General features: G+C 59.0%; 19 protein-coding genes and 1 tRNA gene. 10 read left to right on the top strand and 10 right to left on the bottom strand.

From position 1 onward, the window contains the following. The first annotated feature begins 408 nt into the window (after nucleotides 1-408). The gene (gene dpaA / locus QMZ29_RS15125; RefSeq protein WP_025301666.1) at nucleotides 409-1,176 is read left to right on the top strand and encodes a peptidoglycan meso-diaminopimelic acid protein amidase; all 768 of its coding nucleotides are present in this window, start codon (nucleotides 409-411) and stop codon (nucleotides 1,174-1,176) included. Here dpaA and QMZ29_RS15120 read toward each other — a convergent pair. Both QMZ29_RS15120 and lpcA read right to left on the bottom strand, forming a co-directional pair. After that, nucleotides 1,111-1,914: a class II glutamine amidotransferase gene (locus QMZ29_RS15120; RefSeq protein WP_025301665.1), complete on the bottom strand. Its 804-nt coding sequence runs from the start codon at nucleotides 1,912-1,914 to the stop codon at nucleotides 1,111-1,113. The genes dpaA and QMZ29_RS15120 overlap by 66 nt on opposite strands. 97 nt (nucleotides 1,915-2,011) lie before the next feature. Continuing rightward, nucleotides 2,012-2,593: a D-sedoheptulose 7-phosphate isomerase gene (gene lpcA / locus QMZ29_RS15115; protein WP_004930220.1), complete on the bottom strand. Its 582-nt coding sequence runs from the start codon at nucleotides 2,591-2,593 to the stop codon at nucleotides 2,012-2,014. Nucleotides 2,594-2,839: 246 nt separating this feature from the next. Here lpcA and fadE point away from each other — a divergent pair, with 246 nt between their 5' ends. Both fadE and QMZ29_RS15105 read left to right on the top strand, forming a co-directional pair. Beyond that, nucleotides 2,840-5,296: an acyl-CoA dehydrogenase FadE gene (gene fadE, locus QMZ29_RS15110; protein ID WP_025301664.1), complete on the top strand. Its 2,457-nt coding sequence runs from the start codon at nucleotides 2,840-2,842 to the stop codon at nucleotides 5,294-5,296. Between the two features lie 289 nt (nucleotides 5,297-5,585). Further along, nucleotides 5,586-5,738: a Hok/Gef family protein gene (locus tag QMZ29_RS15105; protein ID WP_004930217.1), complete on the top strand. Its 153-nt coding sequence runs from the start codon at nucleotides 5,586-5,588 to the stop codon at nucleotides 5,736-5,738. Nucleotides 5,739-5,811: 73 nt separating this feature from the next. Here the strand turns inward: QMZ29_RS15105 and mtnK are convergent, their stop codons facing one another. Beyond that, nucleotides 5,812-7,011 (bottom strand): S-methyl-5-thioribose kinase, encoded by a 1,200-nt coding sequence (gene mtnK, locus QMZ29_RS15100; RefSeq protein ID WP_261425598.1) that lies wholly within the window; start codon nucleotides 7,009-7,011, stop codon nucleotides 5,812-5,814. A 145-nt stretch (nucleotides 7,012-7,156) separates the two neighbouring features. Here mtnK and mtnA point away from each other — a divergent pair, with 145 nt between their 5' ends. Then, nucleotides 7,157-8,185 (top strand): S-methyl-5-thioribose-1-phosphate isomerase, encoded by a 1,029-nt coding sequence (mtnA, locus tag QMZ29_RS15095; RefSeq protein WP_060432488.1) that lies wholly within the window; start codon nucleotides 7,157-7,159, stop codon nucleotides 8,183-8,185. A gap of 17 nt (nucleotides 8,186-8,202) precedes the next feature. Here the strand turns inward: mtnA and QMZ29_RS15090 are convergent, their stop codons facing one another. Genes QMZ29_RS15090 through QMZ29_RS15080 form a run of 3 tightly spaced genes read right to left on the bottom strand, consistent with a single transcriptional unit; the run spans nucleotide 8,203 to nucleotide 10,042 of the window. Further along, complete coding sequence (locus QMZ29_RS15090) at nucleotides 8,203-8,745, bottom strand: 1,2-dihydroxy-3-keto-5-methylthiopentene dioxygenase (RefSeq protein ID WP_043135518.1); 543 nt, start codon at nucleotides 8,743-8,745, stop codon at nucleotides 8,203-8,205. Next, a complete protein-coding gene (mtnC, locus tag QMZ29_RS15085) occupies nucleotides 8,742-9,431 on the bottom strand; it encodes an acireductone synthase (protein ID WP_261425600.1) in 690 nt (229 codons plus the stop codon). Before mtnC ends, QMZ29_RS15090 begins: the two co-directional genes overlap by 4 nt. Next, on the bottom strand, nucleotides 9,428-10,042 hold the full coding sequence (locus QMZ29_RS15080; RefSeq protein ID WP_025301659.1) for a methylthioribulose 1-phosphate dehydratase: 615 nt from the start codon (nucleotides 10,040-10,042) through the stop codon (nucleotides 9,428-9,430). The genes mtnC and QMZ29_RS15080 overlap by 4 nt, the downstream gene beginning before the upstream one ends. 164 nt (nucleotides 10,043-10,206) lie before the next feature. Between QMZ29_RS15080 and QMZ29_RS15075 the strand changes: the two genes are divergently transcribed. Beyond that, the gene (locus QMZ29_RS15075) at nucleotides 10,207-11,367 is read left to right on the top strand and encodes a pyridoxal phosphate-dependent aminotransferase (RefSeq protein WP_261425603.1); all 1,161 of its coding nucleotides are present in this window, start codon (nucleotides 10,207-10,209) and stop codon (nucleotides 11,365-11,367) included. Next, entirely contained in the window at nucleotides 11,355-12,128 is a 774-nt protein-coding gene (locus tag QMZ29_RS15070; protein ID WP_043135508.1) for an amidohydrolase, read from the top strand. The genes QMZ29_RS15075 and QMZ29_RS15070 overlap by 13 nt, the downstream gene beginning before the upstream one ends. Nucleotides 12,129-12,297: 169 nt before the next feature. Here the strand turns inward: QMZ29_RS15070 and QMZ29_RS15065 are convergent, their stop codons facing one another. Next, nucleotides 12,298-13,176, bottom strand: coding sequence for a siderophore-interacting protein (locus QMZ29_RS15065; protein WP_261425604.1), 879 nt, complete (start codon nucleotides 13,174-13,176; stop codon nucleotides 12,298-12,300). Nucleotides 13,177-13,403: 227 nt separating this feature from the next. On the opposite strand from QMZ29_RS15065, the gene QMZ29_RS15060 reads away from it, so the two are divergent. Next, nucleotides 13,404-15,644 carry a TonB-dependent siderophore receptor gene (locus QMZ29_RS15060; RefSeq protein WP_261425606.1) on the top strand — a complete coding sequence of 747 codons (2,241 nt, stop codon included), beginning with the start codon at nucleotides 13,404-13,406 and terminating at the stop codon, nucleotides 15,642-15,644. Nucleotides 15,645-15,750: 106 nt separating this feature from the next. Here QMZ29_RS15060 and QMZ29_RS15055 read toward each other — a convergent pair. Together QMZ29_RS15055 and dnaQ are read right to left on the bottom strand one after the other, a co-directional pair. Next, nucleotides 15,751-15,827: transfer RNA gene (locus tag QMZ29_RS15055), tRNA-Asp, on the bottom strand. 144 nt (nucleotides 15,828-15,971) lie between these two features. Further along, a complete protein-coding gene (dnaQ, locus tag QMZ29_RS15050; protein ID WP_038871384.1) occupies nucleotides 15,972-16,715 on the bottom strand; it encodes a DNA polymerase III subunit epsilon in 744 nt (247 codons plus the stop codon). A gap of 72 nt (nucleotides 16,716-16,787) precedes the next feature. Here dnaQ and rnhA point away from each other — a divergent pair, with 72 nt between their 5' ends. Further along, nucleotides 16,788-17,255, top strand: coding sequence for a ribonuclease HI (rnhA, locus tag QMZ29_RS15045; protein ID WP_033649910.1), 468 nt, complete (start codon nucleotides 16,788-16,790; stop codon nucleotides 17,253-17,255). Here the strand turns inward: rnhA and QMZ29_RS15040 are convergent. Continuing rightward, nucleotides 17,252-17,971, bottom strand: coding sequence for a class I SAM-dependent methyltransferase (locus QMZ29_RS15040; RefSeq protein ID WP_197833149.1), 720 nt, complete (start codon nucleotides 17,969-17,971; stop codon nucleotides 17,252-17,254). The two genes, rnhA and QMZ29_RS15040, sit on opposite strands and share 4 nt — an antisense overlap. Before the next feature lie 44 nt (nucleotides 17,972-18,015). Between QMZ29_RS15040 and gloB the strand changes: the two genes are divergently transcribed. Further along, nucleotides 18,016-18,771, top strand: a complete 756-nt coding sequence (gene gloB / locus QMZ29_RS15035) for a hydroxyacylglutathione hydrolase (RefSeq protein WP_197835171.1) — start codon at nucleotides 18,016-18,018, stop codon at nucleotides 18,769-18,771. Nucleotides 18,772-18,842: 71 nt separating this feature from the next. After that, the gene (gene mltD, locus QMZ29_RS15030; protein WP_261425621.1) at nucleotides 18,843-20,225 is read left to right on the top strand and encodes a murein transglycosylase D; all 1,383 of its coding nucleotides are present in this window, start codon (nucleotides 18,843-18,845) and stop codon (nucleotides 20,223-20,225) included. The last annotated feature ends 70 nt before the right edge of the window (nucleotides 20,226-20,295 follow it).

Genomic DNA, 20,295 nt, shown 5'->3' with positions numbered 1-20,295 from the left:
TTGAATCCCCCCTTCCGTTGTTTGCGCGACAGTCGATGTGTTAACGGCATGTAGCCAAATAACCATCAAAACGGCCGGGTTATATGCAATAACTCTTGCCGCTTCAATCGCCACAGCGCGTTAAATTGAAGAGAGAATATTAACATTGTTCGCAACATTGTTCTGCGTTACGTCGTGACTTGGGTCAAGCAAACGCAATTAAATTTCGCCTGTTTTTCACTACTTATCGTTAAAATCTGCCGGTCATTTCACTTTTATCGAGCTTTGTCGTTTTTTTATACATATCACGTATTGCTAAAAATAAACGCGCTGGTAATCTGGCGGTGTTTTGCAGCAGTAAAAACAATAATCAGTGGCATGTTGGCCAACCTCAATTGCGCCGGCAGATAAATATAAGCAGGAATAATAATGAGCAAAATCGCGCTGTTGTTTGCGATGCTTGTTTCTATGCCGATGATCACGGCCTGCAGCGCCAGCGAGCAGGTACCCGAAGCACCGGTAGTTAAACAGCAATTATTGGGTTCGCCGGTCTATATTCAGATCTTCAAAGAGGAACGCAAGCTGGAATTGTATGCCAAAATGGGCAATGAATTCCGCCTGGTCAACACGTTCCCGATCTGTAATTTCTCCGGCGGGCTGGGTCCTAAACGTCGTGAAGGCGACTTTAAAAGTCCGGAAGGCTTTTATAGCGTTGACGCACGCCATCTGAAACCCGACAGCAAGTATTATCGGGCGATCAATATCGGTTTCCCTAACGATTACGATAAATCGCAGGGCTATTCCGGCGCTTATCTGATGATCCACGGCGAATGTAAATCGATCGGCTGTTACGCGATGACCAACACCTATATGGATGAGATCTATCGCTACGTCGAAGCTGCTTTTGCCTATGGCCAAAGCCGCGTCGATATCAGCATCTATCCGTTCCGCATGACCGAGCAAAACCTCAAGCGCCATGCGTCATCCAGCTATATCGCCTTCTGGCGCCAGCTGAAGCCGGGTTACGATTACTTCGCGAAGAACCACCAGCCGCCGATGATGACCGTAGACAACGGCCAGTATGTGCTGGGTCAACCGTTGATGAGCAGCGGCCAGATGACGCAGTACGCGTCAGCCAGCCCGACGCCCAACACCAATCCCTTCGCTCAGAACAAGCCGCTCACCGAAGTGAAATAACGCGAACTCGCCTGGCTCAATCTTGTGCCAGGTTTCGTTGGCGGTCAGCGGTTGGGTGGCGATCACCGTGACCACATCGTTCGGTGTGGTCTGCTGCTGAAAATCGATCTCCACATCCTGATCCAGTAACGTCGCCTTACCGAACGGCGCGCGGCGCGTGATCCAATACAGGTTGGTGGAGCAATAGGCCATCACGAAGCGCCCGTCCGACAACAGCATGTTGAACACCCCTTTCTTGCGCAGCTGGTTCGCCAACAGGCCGATATAGCGGAAGACCGCCGGCCATTGGCTCGGGGTGCGCGGGTATTTCAGCGCCAGCTGATGCAGCAGCCAGCAGAACGCGTATTCGCTGTCGGTCTGGCCGACCGGGCGGAACGTGCCGGTATCCAGCTGACGATAGCCTTTTAATTGGCCGTTGTGCGCGTAGGTCCAGTTGCGGCCCCACAGTTCACGGGTGAACGGATGGGTGTTTTCCAGCGCCACTTCGCCGCGGTTGGCCTGGCGAATATGGGACACCACCGCGCAGGACTTGATCGGATAGTCCTGCACCAGGCGGGCGATCGGCGAGTTGAAGCTCGGCTGCGGATCCTTGAATGTGCGGCAGCCGTTCCCTTCATAGAAGGTAATGCCCCAGCCATCCTTATGCGGCCCGGTGCGGCCGCCGCGCTGTACCAGGCCGGTAAAGCTGAAGCAGATATCGGTCGGTACGTTTGCGCTCATCCCGAGCAGTTCACACATCGCCAGCACTCCTTAACCACACTGACACAGGCTGTGCGGACGCACCATGCGGCGTCCGCCGTCTTATTCATGGGGAGCCGCAGCTCCCCGAAGGCTATCAAGCCTTAACCATCTCTTTTTCGATCAGCTGAATCAAGATGTGAATCGCTTTGATGTGGATTTCCTGAATGCGGTCGGCGTAGCCGAAGTGCGGCACGCGAATTTCCACATCGGCGGAACCCGCCATCTTGCCGCCGTCCTTGCCGGTCAGGGTGATCACTTTCATCCCCTTGGCACGCGCCGCGTCGATGGCCTTGATGATGTTGCCGGAGTTACCGGAAGTAGAAATGCCCAGCAGCACGTCGCCTTCGCGGCCCACCGCTTCCACATAGCGCGAGAACACATACTCATAACCGAAGTCGTTGCTGACGCAGGACAGGTGGCTCACGTCCGAGATGGCAATTGCCGGGTAGCCCGGGCGGTTTTCACGGTAGCGGCCGGTCAGCTCTTCGGCGAAGTGCATCGCGTCGCAATGGGAACCGCCGTTGCCGCAGGAAATCACTTTACCGCCGGCTTTGAAGGAATCCGCCAGCAGCACCGCCGCACGTTGGATGGCGTCGATGTTGGCGTCGTCATTGATAAATTTCGCCAGGGTATCAGCTGCTTCGTTCAGTTCACTGCGAATAAGGTCGTGGTACATGAGGAACCTCTTGTTATCGTCAAATCTTCCGCTTCGCAGTGTACCGGATCGCGGAAACAGCGAGAAGCATTCTCAGCCAAACAGCGCGCCAGTTAAGGAAGCGGAGAGGTTTTTGATGATTGGTGCTGTCAGTTTGTGACCTGAGTTGTAATTAAACTGTAAACGCATTGATAAAAATTCTGCCTTGTACTAAAACCTATTACATACACACAACAGGTCAGACCTCTTACTACTTCGGAGCTTCTTATGATGGTTCTTAGTATCGTCGTTTTCCTGGCTCTCCTCGGCGTGGTGTTCTACCACCGAGTGAACCTTACCCTCAGCAGCCTGATCCTGGTGGCGTACACTGCCGCCATGGGTGCTATCGGCCTGTGGAGCTTCTGGCTGTTGCTGCCGCTGGCGATCGTGCTGCTGCCGCTGAACCTTTCCTCTGTACGCCGTTCCCTGCTCTCCGCGCCGGCGCTGCGCGCCTTCCGCAAGGTGATGCCGCCGATGTCCACCACCGAGAAGGAAGCGATCGACGCCGGTACCACCTGGTGGGAAGGCGATCTGTTCCGCGGCGCGCCGGACTGGAACAAGCTGCACAGCTACCCGAAACCGCGCCTAACGGAAGAAGAGCAGGCGTTTATCGACGGCCCGGTGGAAGAAGCCTGCCGCATGGCCAACGACTTCCAGATCACCCACGAACTGGCCGATCTGCCGCCTGAACTCTGGGCGTACCTGAAAGAACACCGTTTCTTCGCGATGATCATCAAGAAAGAGTACGGCGGTCTGGAATTCTCACCTTACGCTCAGGCGATGGTGCTGCAAAAACTGGCCGGCGTTTCCGGCATCCTGGCGATCACCGTCGGCGTGCCAAACTCCCTCGGCCCGGGCGAACTGCTGCAGCACTACGGTACCGAAGAACAGAAAAACCACTATCTGCCGGGCCTGGCGCGCGGCGACGAAATTCCTTGCTTCGCGCTGACCAGCCCGGAAGCGGGTTCCGATGCCGGCGCGATCCCGGACGTGGGCACCGTGTGCATGGGCGAATGGCAAGGCAAGCAGGTACTGGGCATGCGCCTGACCTGGAACAAGCGCTACATCACGCTGGCGCCGGTCGCTACCGTACTGGGCCTAGCGTTCAAACTGCATGACCCGAATCGCCTGCTGAGCGACAACGAATCCCCGGGCATCACCTGTGCGCTGATCCCAACCAGCACGCCGGGCGTGGAAATCGGCAACCGTCACTTCCCGCTGAACGTGCCGTTCCAGAACGGCCCAACCCGCGGCACCGACGTGTTCGTGCCGATCGATTACATCATCGGCGGCCCGAAAATGGCCGGCCAGGGCTGGCGCATGCTGGTTGAATGCCTGTCGGTCGGTCGCGGCATCACCCTGCCGTCCAACTCTACCGGCAGCCTGAAATCCATCGCCCTGGCGACCGGCGCCTACGCGCACATTCGCCGTCAGTTCAAGATCTCCATCGGCAAGATGGAGGGGATCGAAGAGCCGCTGGCACGCATCGCCGGCAACACCTATGTGATGGACGCCGCCGCTTCGCTGATCACCTACGCGCTGGTGCAGGGCGAGAAACCGGCCGTGCTGTCGGCCATCGTCAAATACCACTGTACACACCGCGGCCAGCAGTCGATCGTTGACGCCATGGACATCGCCGGCGGTAAAGGCATCATGCTGGGCGAATCCAACTTCCTGGCTCGCGCCTATCAGGGCGCACCGATCGCCATCACGGTGGAAGGCGCGAACATCCTGACCCGCACCATGATGATCTTCGGCCAGGGCGCAATCCGCTGCCATCCTTATGTGCTGGATGAAATGGCAGCGGCACAAAACAACGATCTGAACGCCTTCGATAAATCGCTGTTCGGCCACCTGGGCCACGTCGGCAGCAACAAGGTACGCAGCTTCTGGCTGGGCCTGACCAACGGCCGCACCAGCGCCACGCCGACCAAGGATGCGACCCGTCGTTACTATCAGCAGTTGAACCGCCTGAGCGCCAACCTGGCGCTGCTGTCGGACGTTTCCATGGGCGTGCTGGGCGGCAGCCTGAAGCGCCGTGAGCGCATCTCCGCTCGCCTGGGGGATATCCTCAGCCAGATGTATTTGGCTTCCGCCGTGCTGAAACGCTTTGACGACGAAGGCCGTCAGAAAGAAGATCTGCCGCTGGTGCATTGGGGCGTGCAAGACAGCCTGCATAAAGCCGAACAGGCGCTGGATGACCTGCTGCGCAACTTCCCGAACCGCTTTATCGCTGGCGCGATGCGCTTCGTGGTCTTCCCGTTCGGCCGCGTGCATACCGCACCGTCCGATCGCCTGGATCACCAGTTGGCCAAGATCCTGCAGGTGCCTTCCGCCACCCGCAGCCGCCTGGGGCGCGGTCAGTACCTGACGCCGAGCGAACATAACCCAATCGGCCTGCTGGAAGCGGCGCTGGCCGACGTGATGGCCGCCGAGCCGATTCACGAACGTCTGTGCAAGGCAGCCGGCAAAAACCTGCCGTTCACCCGTCTGGATCGTTTGGCGGAACGCGCGCTGGAAGAAGGCAAGATCAGCGCCGACGAAGCGAAGATCCTGGTGAAAGCCGAAGAGAGCCGTCTGCGCTCCATCAACGTGGACGACTTTGCACCGGATGCGCTGGCGGCCGCTAAGCCGGAAAAGCCGGCGGCGCAGTCTAAGCGCCAACAGCAGACCGAAGCGGCTTAACGCCAATTCCCACTCCACGCATCCAAGGGGCGATCATCATCGCCCCTTTTTCTTTTCTTGCACCACAAACTGCGCACCGCGCCGCAGGTTGGCGCAACGGCAGATTTCACGGGAAGGAAGTTCGAGTAGACTGCGCAGCGGGTGCTCTGGATCTTTCTGTCCGGAGCCTTGGCAAAGGAGAGAAAGAGAAAGGCCCCGAGTCGATATTATCAACCCGAGGCCACTCTGATGCCAAGCAACATCAGATTAGCCTCTTACCCGCCGCAAGGCAAGGATAGGGAGGTCAAAAATGCAGCAAAAACGGGTCGTACTTAAACTGGTGATCGTCTGTATGACGCTGATCGCGTTCATCTGGCTAACCCGCGGTTCCCTGTGCGAACTGCGCATCAGGTTGGGAGACTCGGAGGTTGCGGCCACTTTGGCTTACGAATCCGAACGGTAAGGCAACCCAACGGCGGGGTTCGCCCCGCCCGTTGGCTGATGATGTCAGGCAGGATCCACGAGCACCCGCCTTTTCAGCCCTGCTGGCGAATGCGCGCCAACAGCGCATCGATATGCTCGATCTGCGGCGCATTGACGATCAGCGTGCGCCCCAATCCCAGGGCGTGACGCTGACAGTCGAGGCGCATGTCGGCGTCGGCGATGCTGTCCAGATCGGCGACGTGCGCCAGGCCGATGGTGCGCCGGATCAGTTCGGTACCGCAGTACCCTACTGCGTCAGCCCAGACCTGCTGCAGGAATTGCTCGGCGTAACCCGGCGTCGCCAGCGCCGCATCGCGGCTTTGCTGATGGCACAGCGCCAGGAAGCGATCGGCGAAAATCAGCCACAGCTCGCGCACATCCTGCAGGCGCTGCTCGCGCCCGGCGGCGGCGTCGCGCGGCCCGAACAGCCCCGGCTGACCACAATAGTTGAGCAGCAGGTTGCCTAACGCAGTGCCGACATCGAAACCGATCGGGCCGTAGAAACCGAATTCAGCGTCGATCGCTTTCAATCGCCCTTCCGCCACGAAAATTGAACCGCTGTGGATATCCCCGTGCAACAACGCCTCCGCTTTGCTGAGGAAACGATGTTTCAGGCCGGCGACCGCCAGCTTCAGCGGCGCATCCTCACGCAGCGCCTGCACCTGCGGCAACAGCGCCGCCTCGAACTGATTACGCTCATGGTCGGTATAGGGGTCGGTAAAGAACAGATCTTCGGTGATCTGGCACAGCTCGGGGTTGGTGAAACGGCTGACTTCCGCCTTCTTCTGCTGCGCCGACTGATAAAAATCGGAGGTGTGGAACAGCGTCTGCGCCAGGTATTCCGCCAGCTGCCCGGCCGCCAGCGGGTGATAGTTCCCCTGCACCAGTTCACTGCGCCAGATGCGATGATCGGAGAGATCTTCCTGCACCATCACCGCCAATTCGGGATCGTGATGCAAGACTTTTACCGTATGCCTTGGGCAGAAACCGCCGTGGACCAGCAGCGTTTCCGCTTCGATGCGCGCCCGATCCAACGTCAGCGGCCAGGATTCGCCCACACAGCGCACGTAGGGCAGCGCCTGTTTGACGATCACCCGGCTCACGCCTTCGCGATCGCGGATCTTGAACACCAGATTCAGGTTGCCGTCACCGATCTCGTCGGCGCTCACCAGCGCCTGCGGTTCGGCCACCTGCCCGTATTGGCGGGCGTATTCAACGGCATCGGCAGCCGTAAACGTACGATAAAGCGACATTCCCCAACCCCTCTGTTCTCTCTTACTGACCCAGCGACTCTGATTATTTAGACGTAAAAGCATTTGGACGTCTATACATCTGGAAGTCATGTTGGCAGAATAGCGTTTCAGATGCAATAACCTCGCAACAAGGAATTAACCGCCGATGCAAGCGCTTAACACCACCAGTTTGTCCCTGCGGGACAACCGCCTTTGGATCCTCGATCAGCAAGCCCTGCCGCAGGAAAAGCGGTGGCGCGCCTGCGACAGCGTGGAGGAGTTGGTCGGGCACATTCACAGCCTGCGGGTGCGCGGCGCGCCGCTGATCGGGCTGTCCGCCAGCCTGCTGTTGGCGCTGCTGGCGGAACGCGGTCTGCCGCGCGCCGAGCTGGAACAGGCGCTGCACACGCTGCGCGCCGCGCGCCCGACGGCGGTTAACCTGATGAACAATCTGGATCGCATGAAGCTGGCGCTGGCGGAGCCTGACTGGGCGCCGGCGATGGTGAACGAAGCGCTGCGGCTGGTGGAGGAAGATCGCCGGCTGTGCGATCGCATCGCCGATCACGGCGCTGGGCTGGTCAAGCCCGGCAGCCGCCTGCTGACCCACTGCAATACCGGCGGGTTGGCCACCGCCGGCGTCGGCACCGCCATCGGGGTGCTGCTGCGCGCCCACCAGCAGGGCAAAGTGCAACAGGTGTGGGTCGATGAAACCCGGCCGCTGCTGCAGGGCGGTCGTCTGACCGCCTGGGAACTGGGCGAGCTGGGCATTCCCTATCGTCTGATCTGCGATTCGATGGCCGCCAGCCTGATGGCGCAGGGCCAGGTCGATGCGGTGTGGGTCGGCGCGGATCGCATCGCCGCCAACGGCGACGTCGCCAACAAGATTGGCACCTACAGCCTGGCGGTGCTGGCGCACTATCACGGCATCCCGTTCTACGTGGCCGCCCCGCACACCACCCACGATCCGCACTGTCCGGACGGCGCCGCCATCCCGATCGAGCAACGCGCGGCGGCCGAAGTCACCGGCGTTTCAGGCAGCTTCGGCGCCTGCCAGTGGGCGCCGAACGAGGCACCGGTGTACAATCCGGCGTTCGATGTCACGCCGGCGAAGCTTATCAGCGGGTGGGTGTTCGACAGCGGCGTGATCACGCCGCAACAGGTTGAAGCGGGGATTTTCCAGCGGGCGCTGGGGTAACGCCCGCCGGTTGACGATCAGTCCAAACGCGGATAGGCATCGGCGATCGTGTCGCCGGTGAAATGCGCCACCCAGCCTTCCGGGTTGTCAAATACCCGGATCGCGGTAAAGTGCGGCGCCGAGCCCATATCGAACCAGTGACGGGTGTTGGCCGGCACCGAGATCAGATCGTTCTTTTCGCACAGGATCTGGAAGATCTTGCCGTCCAGATGCAGGCAAAACAGCCCCGCCCCTTCAACGAAAAAGCGCACTTCATCCTCGCCGTGCGTGTGTTCGGACAGGAATTTTTCGCGCAGCGCCTGACGCTGCTCGTGGTCCGGCCGCATGCTGATCACGTCCCAACTCTGGTAGCCCTTTTCCGCCACCAGCCGGTCGATCTCATGCTGGTAGGCGGCGATCACTGCCTCCGGCTGCGGGTTGTCGCCCAGCTCGCGATCCGCCTGCCAGCGCTCAAAGCGCACGCCGATTTGCGCCAGCTGGCGCTGGATCTCCTGCGCGTCGCGGCTCTGCCACAGCGGCTGCTGCGGCGCTTTATCGCTGAAAATGGTCAATCCACTCATGAGACGAACTCCCCTAAATCGATACGATCAAAACGGTTAACCTGCGGATGCCGGCTTTGCTCGTCCGCCTCATCGCGGATCAGCTGGCAGGTATGCCAGCCGGCGGCCTGCGCGGCGTCCAGCTCCTGGTGAATATCGGACAGGAACAGCAGCTCGTCGGGCGCGATGCCGATAGCCTGCGCGATGTTGCGGTACGACGCGGTTTCGCGCTTGGCGCCAACGTGCGTATCGAAATAGCCGCTGAACAGCGGCTGCAGATCGCCTGCGTCGCTGTGACCGAACAGCAGCTTCTGCGCTTCCACCGAACCGGAGGAATAGACGTAAAGCCTCAACCCCTGACGCTGCCAGGCGGCCAACTGCCCGGCGACTTCCGGGTACAGATGCCCGCGGAAATCCCCTTCACGGTAACCGCTGCGCCAGATGATGCCCTGCAGCGCCTTGAGCGCGGTGGATTTGCGATCTTCATCCATAAAGCGGTACAGGGCGGCGATCAGCGCGTCAAGATCTGCCTGCGGCTGGTCAATTTCAGCGCGCAGCGCCGCCAGCGGCGCGGCGACGTCGCTCTCAGCGGCATGGCGGCGCACAAAATCCGCCAGCCGTTCGCGGGCATAGGGAAACAGTACCTGATGCACAAAGCGAATATCGCTGGTGGTGCCTTCAATATCGGTCACGATAGCGCGGATCATTTCGCCTCCAGTAAGCGGCGTTGCAGTTCACACTGGAACAGGAATTCCAGCCCTTCGAGATGGCGGCGGGCTTCCGCTACCTGGCTTCCCCAGCAATAGAGACCGTGGCCGCGCACCAGAAAACCGTACTGCAGTGGCGTGGCCTCGGCATAGGCCGCCACACGCGCCGCCAACCGGGGGATATCCTGATCGTTATCAAAAATGGGGATCGCCACACTGTCCAGGTGGCTGCGCTGGCCGGCCAGCGACTTCTGCATTTCGTATCCCTGCAGCACCAGCGCATCGCCGCGTTCCACCCGCGACAGTACGGTAGCGTTGACGGAATGGGTATGCAGCACCGCGCCGATGTGCGCAGACAGGCGGTAGAGCAGCGTATGCAGCCCGGTCTCCGCCGACGGCGTGCGGCCGCTCGGCACATGATTGTCGGCGATATCCACCCGCAGAAAATCGGCGGCGCTCAGGCTGCCCTTGTCTTTGCCGGACTCGGTGACCAGGCACTGACGTTCGTCGAGGCGCAGCGACATGTTGCCGCCGGTCGCCGGGCACCAGCCTTTGTCGCCAATCCAGTGGCAGGCCGCCAGCAATGCGGTAAATTGCGGATTATCCGTCATTATTATCATTTCCCGTTCGGTAAGGCGGCCGGCAGAGGAAACTTTGCCTGCCGCGTGGCGGGCTAAGCACTTTTTCGCATTTAGCCATCTAAGCGTCTTGATTGCCAAATACTAGCATCGTGTTATATTGACGGCAATATAAGCGCCTGGAGTATTCACCTGCTATGAGCACTTCCGCATTGATTCCCGAAAGTAAACTGCCTGCCCTGGGCACCACCATCTTTACCCAAATGAGCGCGCTAGCGCAGCAGCATCAGGCGATCAACCTGTCTCAGGGCTTCCCTGATTTCGACGGGCCGGACTACCTGAAAGAACGCTTGGCCTGGCACGTCGCCCAGGGCGCCAACCAATATGCGCCGATGACCGGGGTGGCGCCGCTGCGCGAAGCCATCGCCGACAAAACCGCCGAGCTGTATGGCTGGCAGCCGGACGCCGCTGCTGAAGTGACCGTCACCGCCGGCGCCACCGAAGCGCTGTTCGCCGCCATCAGCGCGCTGGTGCGCCCCGGCGATGAGGTGGTCTGCTTCGATCCCAGCTACGATAGCTATGCGCCGGCGGTGACGCTGGCCGGCGGCGTACTCAAACGCCTCGCCCTGCAGCCGCCCGCGTTTGCCGTGGATTGGCAACAGTTCGCCGCCGCGCTGTCGCCGCGCACCCGCCTGGTGATCGTCAACACGCCGCACAACCCGTCCGCCACCGCCTGGCAGGAGGAAGATATGCAGCAGCTGTGGCACGCCATTGCAGAACGCGAAATCTACGTGCTCAGCGACGAAGTCTACGAACACATCTGCTTCGCCAAAGGCGGCCACGCCAGCGTGTTGGCCCACCCGCAGCTGCGCCAACGGGCGATCGCGGTGTCCTCCTTCGGTAAAACCTTCCACATGACCGGCTGGAAAGTGGGTTACTGCGTGGCGCCCGCCGCGCTGAGCGCCGAGGTGCGCAAGGTGCATCAATACCTGACCTTTTCGGTCAACACCCCGGCGCAGCTGGCGCTAGCGGATAGCCTGCGTGCCGAGCCGGAGCACTGGCGGCAGTTGCCGGCGTTCTATCGCGCCAAGCGCGATCGCTTTGTGCAGGCGCTGGCGCGCAGCCGACTGGAAATTTTACCCTGCGCGGGTACATACTTCTTACTGGCGGACTACAGCGCCATCTCCGATCTGGACGATGTGGCGTTCTGCCATTGGTTAACCGAGCACGTGGGCGTGGCGGCCATTCCGCTGTCGGTCTTCTGTGCCGATCCTTTCCCCCATAAATTGATCCGGCTGTGCTTCGCTAAACAGGACGCCACGCTGGATGCAGCTGCGGAGCGGTTATGTCGACTTTAAAAATTACCCTGTTGCAGCAACCTCTGGTCTGGCGCGACGGCCTCGCTAACCTGGCCGCCTTCGACGCGTTGCTGGCGCCGATCGCCGGGCGCGATCTCATCGTTTTGCCGGAAATGTTCACCACCGGTTTTGCCATGGATGCCGGCGAGAGCGCCCTGCCCGAACAGCAGGTGATCGACTGGCTGCGCAGTTGGGCGGTGAAAAGCCACGCGTTAATCGGCGGCAGCGTGGCGCTGAAAACGCCCGAAGGCGCGGTCAACCGCTTCCTGCTGGTAGAGCCGGGCGGCCAGGTGCATGCCTATGATAAACGCCACCTGTTCCGCATGGCCGGCGAACACCTGCATTACCAGGCCGGCAACCGGCGTGAAATCTTCGAGTGGCGCGGCTGGCGCATCCTGCCGCAGATCTGCTACGACCTGCGTTTCCCGGTCTGGGCGCGCTATCAGCAGGATTACGATCTGGCGCTGTACGTCGCCAACTGGCCGGCGCCGCGCAGCCACCATTGGCAAACGCTGCTGACGGCGCGGGCGATTGAGAATCAGGTGTATGTGGCGGGCTGCAACCGGGTGGGCGAAGATCCTAACGGACTGAGCTACAGCGGAGACAGCTTAATCATCAGCCCTCAGGGCGAGATCCTGGCGGATGCGGAACCCGGCGCGGCCACGCGCCTGGACGCCGAGCTGTCGCTGGAAACCCTGCAGAGCTACCGCAGCGCCTTCCCGGCCTGGCGCGATGCCGACAGCTTTCTGCGTTTAGACTGATTCCCCCTTCTCCCAGCCGGCGATCGTCAGGCAATAGGCCTGGATCGCCAGCGCTACGTCCGCCTGCCGCACCGCTTCGTCCGGATGATGGCTGACACCGCCGGCGCACTATCACCCGTGCGGCGGCCTGCTGCGCCTCCAGCGTCGATGTTGGAAAAGGACACCGCGTTCAGCACCAATAGGCCATAAAGTTGACGGTGGAGCGATCCAGATCGCGTTCGCCGATCAGGTAACGCCGCAGCGTTTTCACCGCAGAAGATTCGGCCGCCACCCAGGCATAAAAAGCGTTGCTGCCGGCCGCCCGCTCCCACAGCACCTCATCGCTTAGGCTGCTTTCCGCCAGTGACTGCGCCTGCGCGCACGCCGACACGGGGATATCCACCCGCTGGCGCACCGCTTCCACCAGCAGCGTGCCGTGCGCCAGTTGGCGCCCTACGTCACGCGGCAGCCAGTAGACCTCGGCGAACGGGAAGCGGGCCAAATCCAGGCAATCCCCCGCCACCGGCACCTCGAAAAACGCCTGTACCCGCGGCGGACTGGCCTGCTGCGCCAGCTGTTCCAGAATGCCCATCGCCGCCGGCACCGCCGTCTCATCGGCGATCAGCAGCGCCTGCTGCAGCTGCGCCGGCGGCGCCCATTCGTAACCGCCGCTGTCGCCGTCGAACTCGCCGTCGGGCGCGACCGTCTGAAGGGCATCACCCGGCTCGGCGTGGGTTGCCCAGGCGGAAGCCGGGCCGTTCACGCCATGCAGCACGAATTCGACGTCCATCTGATTCTGCTCGCGGCGCAACGCACGCAGCGTATAGGTGCGCATCACCGGACGCCGTTCTTTGGGGATCGCCATGTAATCGCCATACCAGTCCGGGCCGTTGGCCAACTGCGGGATCTGACCGTCCGCCGCCGGGAACAACAGTTTGATGCGCTGATCCGGCGCTTCGAGCTTCATCCGATGAATATCTGCACCTTCAAACACGCAGCGCACCAGCGAAGGTGAAATCAGCGTTTTGCTTTTCAAGGTGATATCAAAAATTCTGTAGCTGGCGGACATGTTCTCGATTCTCCGGCAACGCTGTCGCTTGTGCGTATGGCCGATCGGCTGCCGTGTTGACGGCGTGGGGTGCTCGATCGCGCAGCGGGCAAAATGTTAATAAAACTAATTAATTACGTTAATGTATCGCAAAAAATCATATCACGATTTTATTGATAACAAGAAACGTTATTGATAAAAGAAGCATTCTCAAAAAAACACAATAACAATATCACCAGGAAATAACGATGAAACGCAAACACCTTTGGGTATTGAACCCTTGTCTGCTGGCAATGCTTGCGCCGGCGGCTTGGGCTGAAGATCAGAAAGCCGGCACCGAAGAGCAGATGGTGGTCTCCGCCAGCCGTTCGCACCGCAGCACGGCGGAAATGGCACAGACCACTTGGATCATTGAAAGCCAGGAGATCGAACAGCAGGTTCAGGGCGGTAAAGAGATCAAGGACATGTTGGCGCAGCTGATCCCCGGCATGGACGTCAGCGGCCAGGGCCGTACCAACTATGGCATGAATATGCGTGGCCGCTCGATGATGGTGATGATTGACGGCGTACGCCTGAATTCATCGCGCAGCGACAGCCGCCAGTTGGATTCGATCGATCCATTCAATATCGATCATATCGAGGTGATTTCCGGCGCGACCTCGCTGTACGGCGGCGGCAGCACCGGCGGCCTGATCAATATCGTCACCAAAAAAGGGCAACAGGAACAGCAGGTCGAGTTGCAGGTCGGCGGTAAAACCGGCTTTGGCGGCCATAACGATCACGACGAGAACGTGGCGGCGGCGGTCAGCGGCGGCAACGACAACGCCTCTGGGCGCCTGTCCGTTTCTTACCAGCGCTATGGCGGCTGGTATGACGGCAAAGGCAATGAGGTACTGATCGACAATACCCAAACCGGCCTGCAGTATTCCGATCGCCTCGACGTCATGGGCACCGGCACCCTCAACATCGACGATCATCAACAGCTGCAGCTGACCACCCAATACTACAAAAGCCAATCCGACGGCGATCACGGCCTGTTCCTGGGAGAGAACTTTGCGGCGGTGACGGGCAACGCCAAGGCATATAACAGCGGTAACTTAAATTCCGACCGCATCCCCGGTACCGAACGCCACCTGATCAACCTGCAGTATTCCAACACTGATTTCCTCGGCCAGGATTTGGTGGCGCAGGTCTACTACCGCGACGAAACGTTGACCTTCTACCCGTTCCCGACGCTGGCGGGCAAAGCGCCGAACTATTACGTCAACAGCATTGGTGCTTCGCAGCAAAAAACCGATTTCTACGGCGGCAAGCTGACGTTAAACAGCAAACCTGTCGACGCACTGACGCTGACTTACGGCATCGACGCCGAACATGAAAGCTTCAACGCCAACCAGCAATTCTTCAACCTGGCGAAGGCCCAGCAGTCCGGCGGCATGACGCTGGAGAACGCTTACAACACCGGCCGCTACCCGAGCTATACCACCAGCAACCTGGCGTCGTTCCTGCAGGCCAGCTACGACATCAACCCGATCTTCACCCTGAGCGGCGGCGTGCGTTACCAGTACACCGAAAACAAGATTGATGACTTCGTCGGTTATAACCAGCAGCAGGCGATCGCCAGCGGCGCCGCGACGTCCGCCGACGCGATACCGGGCGGGAAAACCGACTACAACAACGCGCTGTTCAACGCCGGCCTGTTGGCACATCTGACCGAGCGCCAGCAAACCTGGTTCAACTTCTCTCAGGGCTTCGAGATCCCGGATCCGGGCAAATATTACGGTAACGGCACCTACGCGTTGAACGGCGGCCATTACCAGTTGTTGAAGAGCGTCAACGTCGGCGATTCCAAGCTGGAAGGCATCAAGGTCAATGCCTACGAGCTGGGCTGGCGCTATACCGGCGATAACCTGCGCACGCAAATCGCCGCTTACTACTCGCTGTCCGACAAGAGCATCGCTATCAACAAAACCGACATGACCATTAACGTCAATGCGGACAAGCGGCGCATCTATGGGCTGGAAGGCGCGGTGGACTACTTCTTTGAAGACAGCGACTGGAGCGCCGGCACCAACTTCAACGTTATCCGTTCCGAAACCAAGGTCAACGGCGAATGGAAGAAGCTGGTGGTCGATACCGCCAGCCCATCGAAAGTCACCGCTTATGTCGGCTGGGCGCCGGGCGACTGGAATCTGCGCTTACAGTCGCAGCAAACCTTCGATGTGTCGGACGACGGCGATTACACCAAGGCCAACTCCACCCAAGGCCGCAAAATCGATGGCTACAACACCCTCGATTTCCTCGGCAGCTATACCCTGCCGGTAGGGAAAATCAGCTTCAGCGTGGAAAACCTGCTGGACAAGGAATACACCACCGTTTGGGGCCAACGCGCGCCGATCCTGTACAGCCCGACCTACGGCTCGCCTGAGCTGTACAGCTATAAGGGCCGCGGACGCACCTTCGGTTTGAACTACTCGGTGTTGTTCTGAGGAATCAGGGGCCGGTCTGCCGGCCCCGTTTATTGGGCCGTACCGTTTTGCCGAGAGCAGAAACGACGAAGCCCTGAGTTATCGCTAACTCAGGGCTTCTGAATAGTGGCGGAACGGACGGGGCTCGAACCCGCGACCCCCTGCGTGACAGGCAGGTATTCTAACCAACTGAACTACCGCTCCGCGCCATTCCCTCTTGCGGGGGAACGAGGCGCATATTACGGACGCCTCTCGGTTCCGTCAACGCCTTTTTCTCACCAAATGAACCGTTTGCACAGTTTTTCAACGAAGGTTCATCCGGTGCGTTTTTTTCGTGCAAAAATGCCGTTACTCGGCCGGCGCACCGCGCCACAGGCAGCTGCCGCCCTTTTTCGCCACCAGATCCAGACGCGCCTCGTGCGCCTTCACTTCTTCGTCGCTGGCGTAGACCACTTTCATCGCCGTCGCCGGGCGGACAATGCGCTGAATTTCTTGCGCGGCGTCGTTTTGCTGGGTATCACCTTCCATCTGGAACGCTATCGAGGTCTGACCGCCGGTCATCGCCAGATAGACTTCCGCCAGGATCTCGGCATCGAGCAATGCGCCGTGCAGCGTACGCTTGCTGTTGTCTATCTCATAACGGCTGCACAAGGCATCGAGGTTGTTGCGTTTGCCCGGGAACAGGCGGCGCGCCATCAGCAGGCTGTCGGTGATGGTGCAGAAGGTCTCGGTCTTCGGGATACCCTGCTGCAACATGCGGAATTCGTGATCCATAAAGCCGATGTCGAACGCCGCGTTATGGATCACCAGCTCGCCGCCGCGGATAAAGTCGAGGAATTCGTCGGCAACCTGATCGAAGGTCGGCTTGTCGGCCAGGAAATCGTCGCTGATGCCGTGTACGCCGTACGCTTCCGGATCCACCAGCCGATCCGGCTTGATGTAAACGTGGAAGTTGCGCCCGGTCAGGCGGCGGTTAATCACCTCCACCGCACCGATTTCGATGATGCGGTGCCCTTCGTAGTGCACCCCAAGCTTGTTCATACCGGTGGTTTCGGTATCGAGGACAATCTGTCTGGTGGTTGTAGAGATCATATTGCAGTGCTCACAGCGCTCGTTTATGTCAGACTTGGCTTTTATAAAACTGATAGGAAGAGTCTACCAGAGATGCTCAAACAGGTAGAAATTTTCACCGACGGCTCCTGCCTTGGCAACCCCGGCCCCGGTGGCTACGGCGCGATATTACGCTATAAGCAGACGGAAAAAACCTTCAGCGAGGGTTTTCGTCTGACCACCAATAATCGCATGGAAATGATGGCGGCGATCGTGGCGCTGGAAGCGCTGACCGTACCCTGCGCCGTGACGCTCAGCACCGACAGCCAGTATGTGCGCCAGGGCATCACCAGTTGGATCCATAACTGGAAGAAACGCGGCTGGAAAACCGCCGACAAAAAGCCGGTTAAGAATGTCGATCTGTGGCAGCGGTTGGATCTGGCCATTCAGCGCCACGAGGTAAAATGGGAATGGGTCAAAGGCCACGCCGGCCACCCGGAGAACGAACGTTGTGACGTGCTGGCGCGCGAAGCGGCCGGCAAGCCGACGCAAGAAGACGTCGGTTACCAACCGGAAGCCTAAGGCAGTTTGCGGTAGCTCTTGGTCGCGCCCACCGCGCGGCTGAGAGAAGGCTTTCTCGCCCCCAGTTTCATCGGCGTAGGCGTCAGCGGCAAGGTGCGTTTGCGCGCCACAATCACGCTCATGCAGCCCAGCGCCGGCAAATGGGTGCATAAAAACTTACCGCCCTTGCGATGCCACGGCAGCACGTGAAAACGCGACTGATGCAGCACCTCATAATTCAGCAGGCTTAGCCAATCCAGCAGCCGCATCTGGGTAAACATGCGGCTGACATAGGGCTGGCGATGACGCAACCCGGGCACCAGCTTGCCCAATCCCAACAGGCTGAACGGATTGAAGCTGCTGATAACCAACCAGCCGTCGTCGATCAATACCCTGTCCACCTCGCGCAGCATGCGGTGCGGATCGTCCGCATAGGACAGCGTATGCGCCAACAGGCAGGCATCCACCGACTTGGCGGCGAACGGCAGTTGATAGGCATCGGCGATCACCTGCAGCCCTTCACCTTCCTGCCCTACGTTGACCTGATGGGAAATCGCGCATTTGTCCGTGGCCAGCTCGGCGCTGAGCATGCCCATCTTCAGCAGATGGAAACCGAACAGCTTCGGCCACCAGGGTTGCAACTGCCGCTCGAGCGCTTCACGATAGTACTCCCCCCAAGGCAGCTCAGCCCATGACTGCGGGCCGGTGAGCTTTTGTAGAGTATGGGCTGGTTTCATGATTTATTATCTTCTTTCAAGCCGTTGCCAACGAGAGGTACACCATGAATCTTATCAGCATTCCCGCCTTCCAGGACAATTACATTTGGTTATTGGATGACCGACAGGGGCGCTGCATTATCGTCGATCCGGGTGAAGCGCAGCCGGTACTCGAAGCGTTGCAGCGTCTGCAACTGGCGCCGTCGGCGATCCTGTTGACCCACCACCATCACGATCACGTCGGCGGCGTGGCGCAAATCGTCGCGAAGTATCCCGGTCTGGCCGTCTATGGGCCGCAAGAAACGGCGGACAAAGGCGCCAACCACATCGTCCGCGACGGCGACACCTTTGACATCGATGGCCACCATTACAGGACTATCGCCGTTCCCGGCCATACGTTGGGCCATGTGGCATTCTATAGTGCCCCTTATCTGTTCTGCGGCGACACAATTTTCTCCGCCGGCTGTGGCAGGCTGTTTGAAGGCACCGCCAAACAAATGTACGACTCATTTCAACAACTCGCGCAACTTCCCGATAACACCTTAATTTGCTGCGCGCATGAATATACTCTTTCTAATCTTAAGTTTGCGCGGGCTATTTTGCCGGAAGATCGAGAGATTGAAACATATCAACAACATGTTGAAGCGTTAAGGGCAAAAGGCCAAGCCAGTGTGCCGACCACGTTGCAATTAGAGCGCAAAATTAACCTGTTTTTACGTTGCCATGACGCTGATTTACAAAAGAAATTAGGCTTTAATTCACCACCGGAAAGCCTTCATTCAGTTTTTTCCGAATTACGCCTGCGGAAAGATAACTTCTAAGCTTTTAGTTGTGTTATTTGGCGAAGCAAAGTATTATTGCTCGTCTTTTAAGCAACTACATTGACACACACATGAAGGCTAAAGCGATATTTCTCGCCTCAGTCTTGCTAGTGGGTTGCCAGTCGTCCAGGCAGGACGCACCGGCGCCAGAACAGCATGCACAGAGTTTGTCTTCGGCTGGTCAAGATGGTGAAGCAGGAGAGTACACAGCAAATGGCCGAGCGAGCTCGGCGCGGTGGTTGGATAACAACAGTCCCGCCGCGCAACAGGACCTGTGGAACTTCATTAGCGACGAGCTGAAGATGGAGGTTCCGGAAAATTCCCGGATCCGTGATCAGAAAAGAAAGTACTTAAAAAGTAAGAGCTATCTCCACGATGTAACATTACGGGCAGAGCCGTACATGTACTGGATAGTCGGGCAGATTAAGAAACGTAATATGCCGATGGAACTGGTACTGCTACCCATAGTGGAGAGCGCTTTTGACCCACACGCCACGTCAAGTGCCAACGCCGCAGGGCTATGGCAAATCGTGCCGCAAACGGGTCGCAATTATGGTTTGAAAAACAATCAGTGGTATGACGGTCGACGCGATGTCGTCGCCTCGACAACCGCTGCGCTTAACATGATGCAGCGCTTGAACCGCATGTTTAACGGCGACTGGTTACTGACCGTAGCCGCCTATAACAGTGGTGAAGGCCGCGTGATGCAAGCGGTGAAGGCAAACAAACGCCAGGGTAAGCCAACCAATTTCTGGGCATTGTCGCTTCCGCGTGAAACGTCAATCTATGTCCCGAAAATGCTGGCACTGAGCGACATCATCAAGAACAGCAAGAAATACGGCGTGAAACTCCCGAAAACGGATGAAACCCGTGCGCTGGCTCGTATCGATGTCGGGCAGCAGATCCAGCTAACTCAGGCGGCTGAGATGGCAGGGCTTTCAGTCACCAAGATGAAAGCGTATAACCCAGGCTACAAAAAAGGCGTTACGGCACCCAACGGGCCCCATTACATCATGGTTCCCAAAGGGCATGCCGATCAGCTGAAAGACTCGCTGGCCGATGGCCAGATCGCCGTGACTCAACCAACGACGCAGTTGGCGAAGAACAGCGGTTTGTCCGGTGGCAGTTCGTATAAAGTGCGCTCCGGCGACACCTTATCGGGCATTGCCAAGCGGCTGAACGTTAAGACCAGCGATTTGCAGAGTTGGAACAACTTACGCGCCAAGAGCGCCATAAAAGTTGGGCAAACCCTGCAAGTGGCCAGCAATACTGGCAGTAACAGCAGTATCACCTACCAGGTTCGTAAAGGTGATTCGCTCGCCAGTATCGCACGTCGTCACGGCGTCGATATTAACGACGTGATGCGTTGGAATTCAACGCTCGCCAAAGGCAACCTGCAGCCAGGTCTGAAGCTGACCCTGTTTGTCGGCAACAAGCTAACGCCGGATACCTAAGTTTCCTGACTAGTCCTGATATAGGTTGACACTTTTCAACCGGATAACGCCCGATGAACCTCATCGGGCG

It is taken from the genome of Serratia sp. PF-27 (assembly GCF_030053255.1).
In the GTDB taxonomy this organism is placed as follows: domain Bacteria; phylum Pseudomonadota; class Gammaproteobacteria; order Enterobacterales; family Enterobacteriaceae; genus Serratia; species Serratia bockelmannii.
Note: the sequence above shows the minus strand (reverse complement) of the source record. Positions and strands in the feature narration are given on the sequence as shown.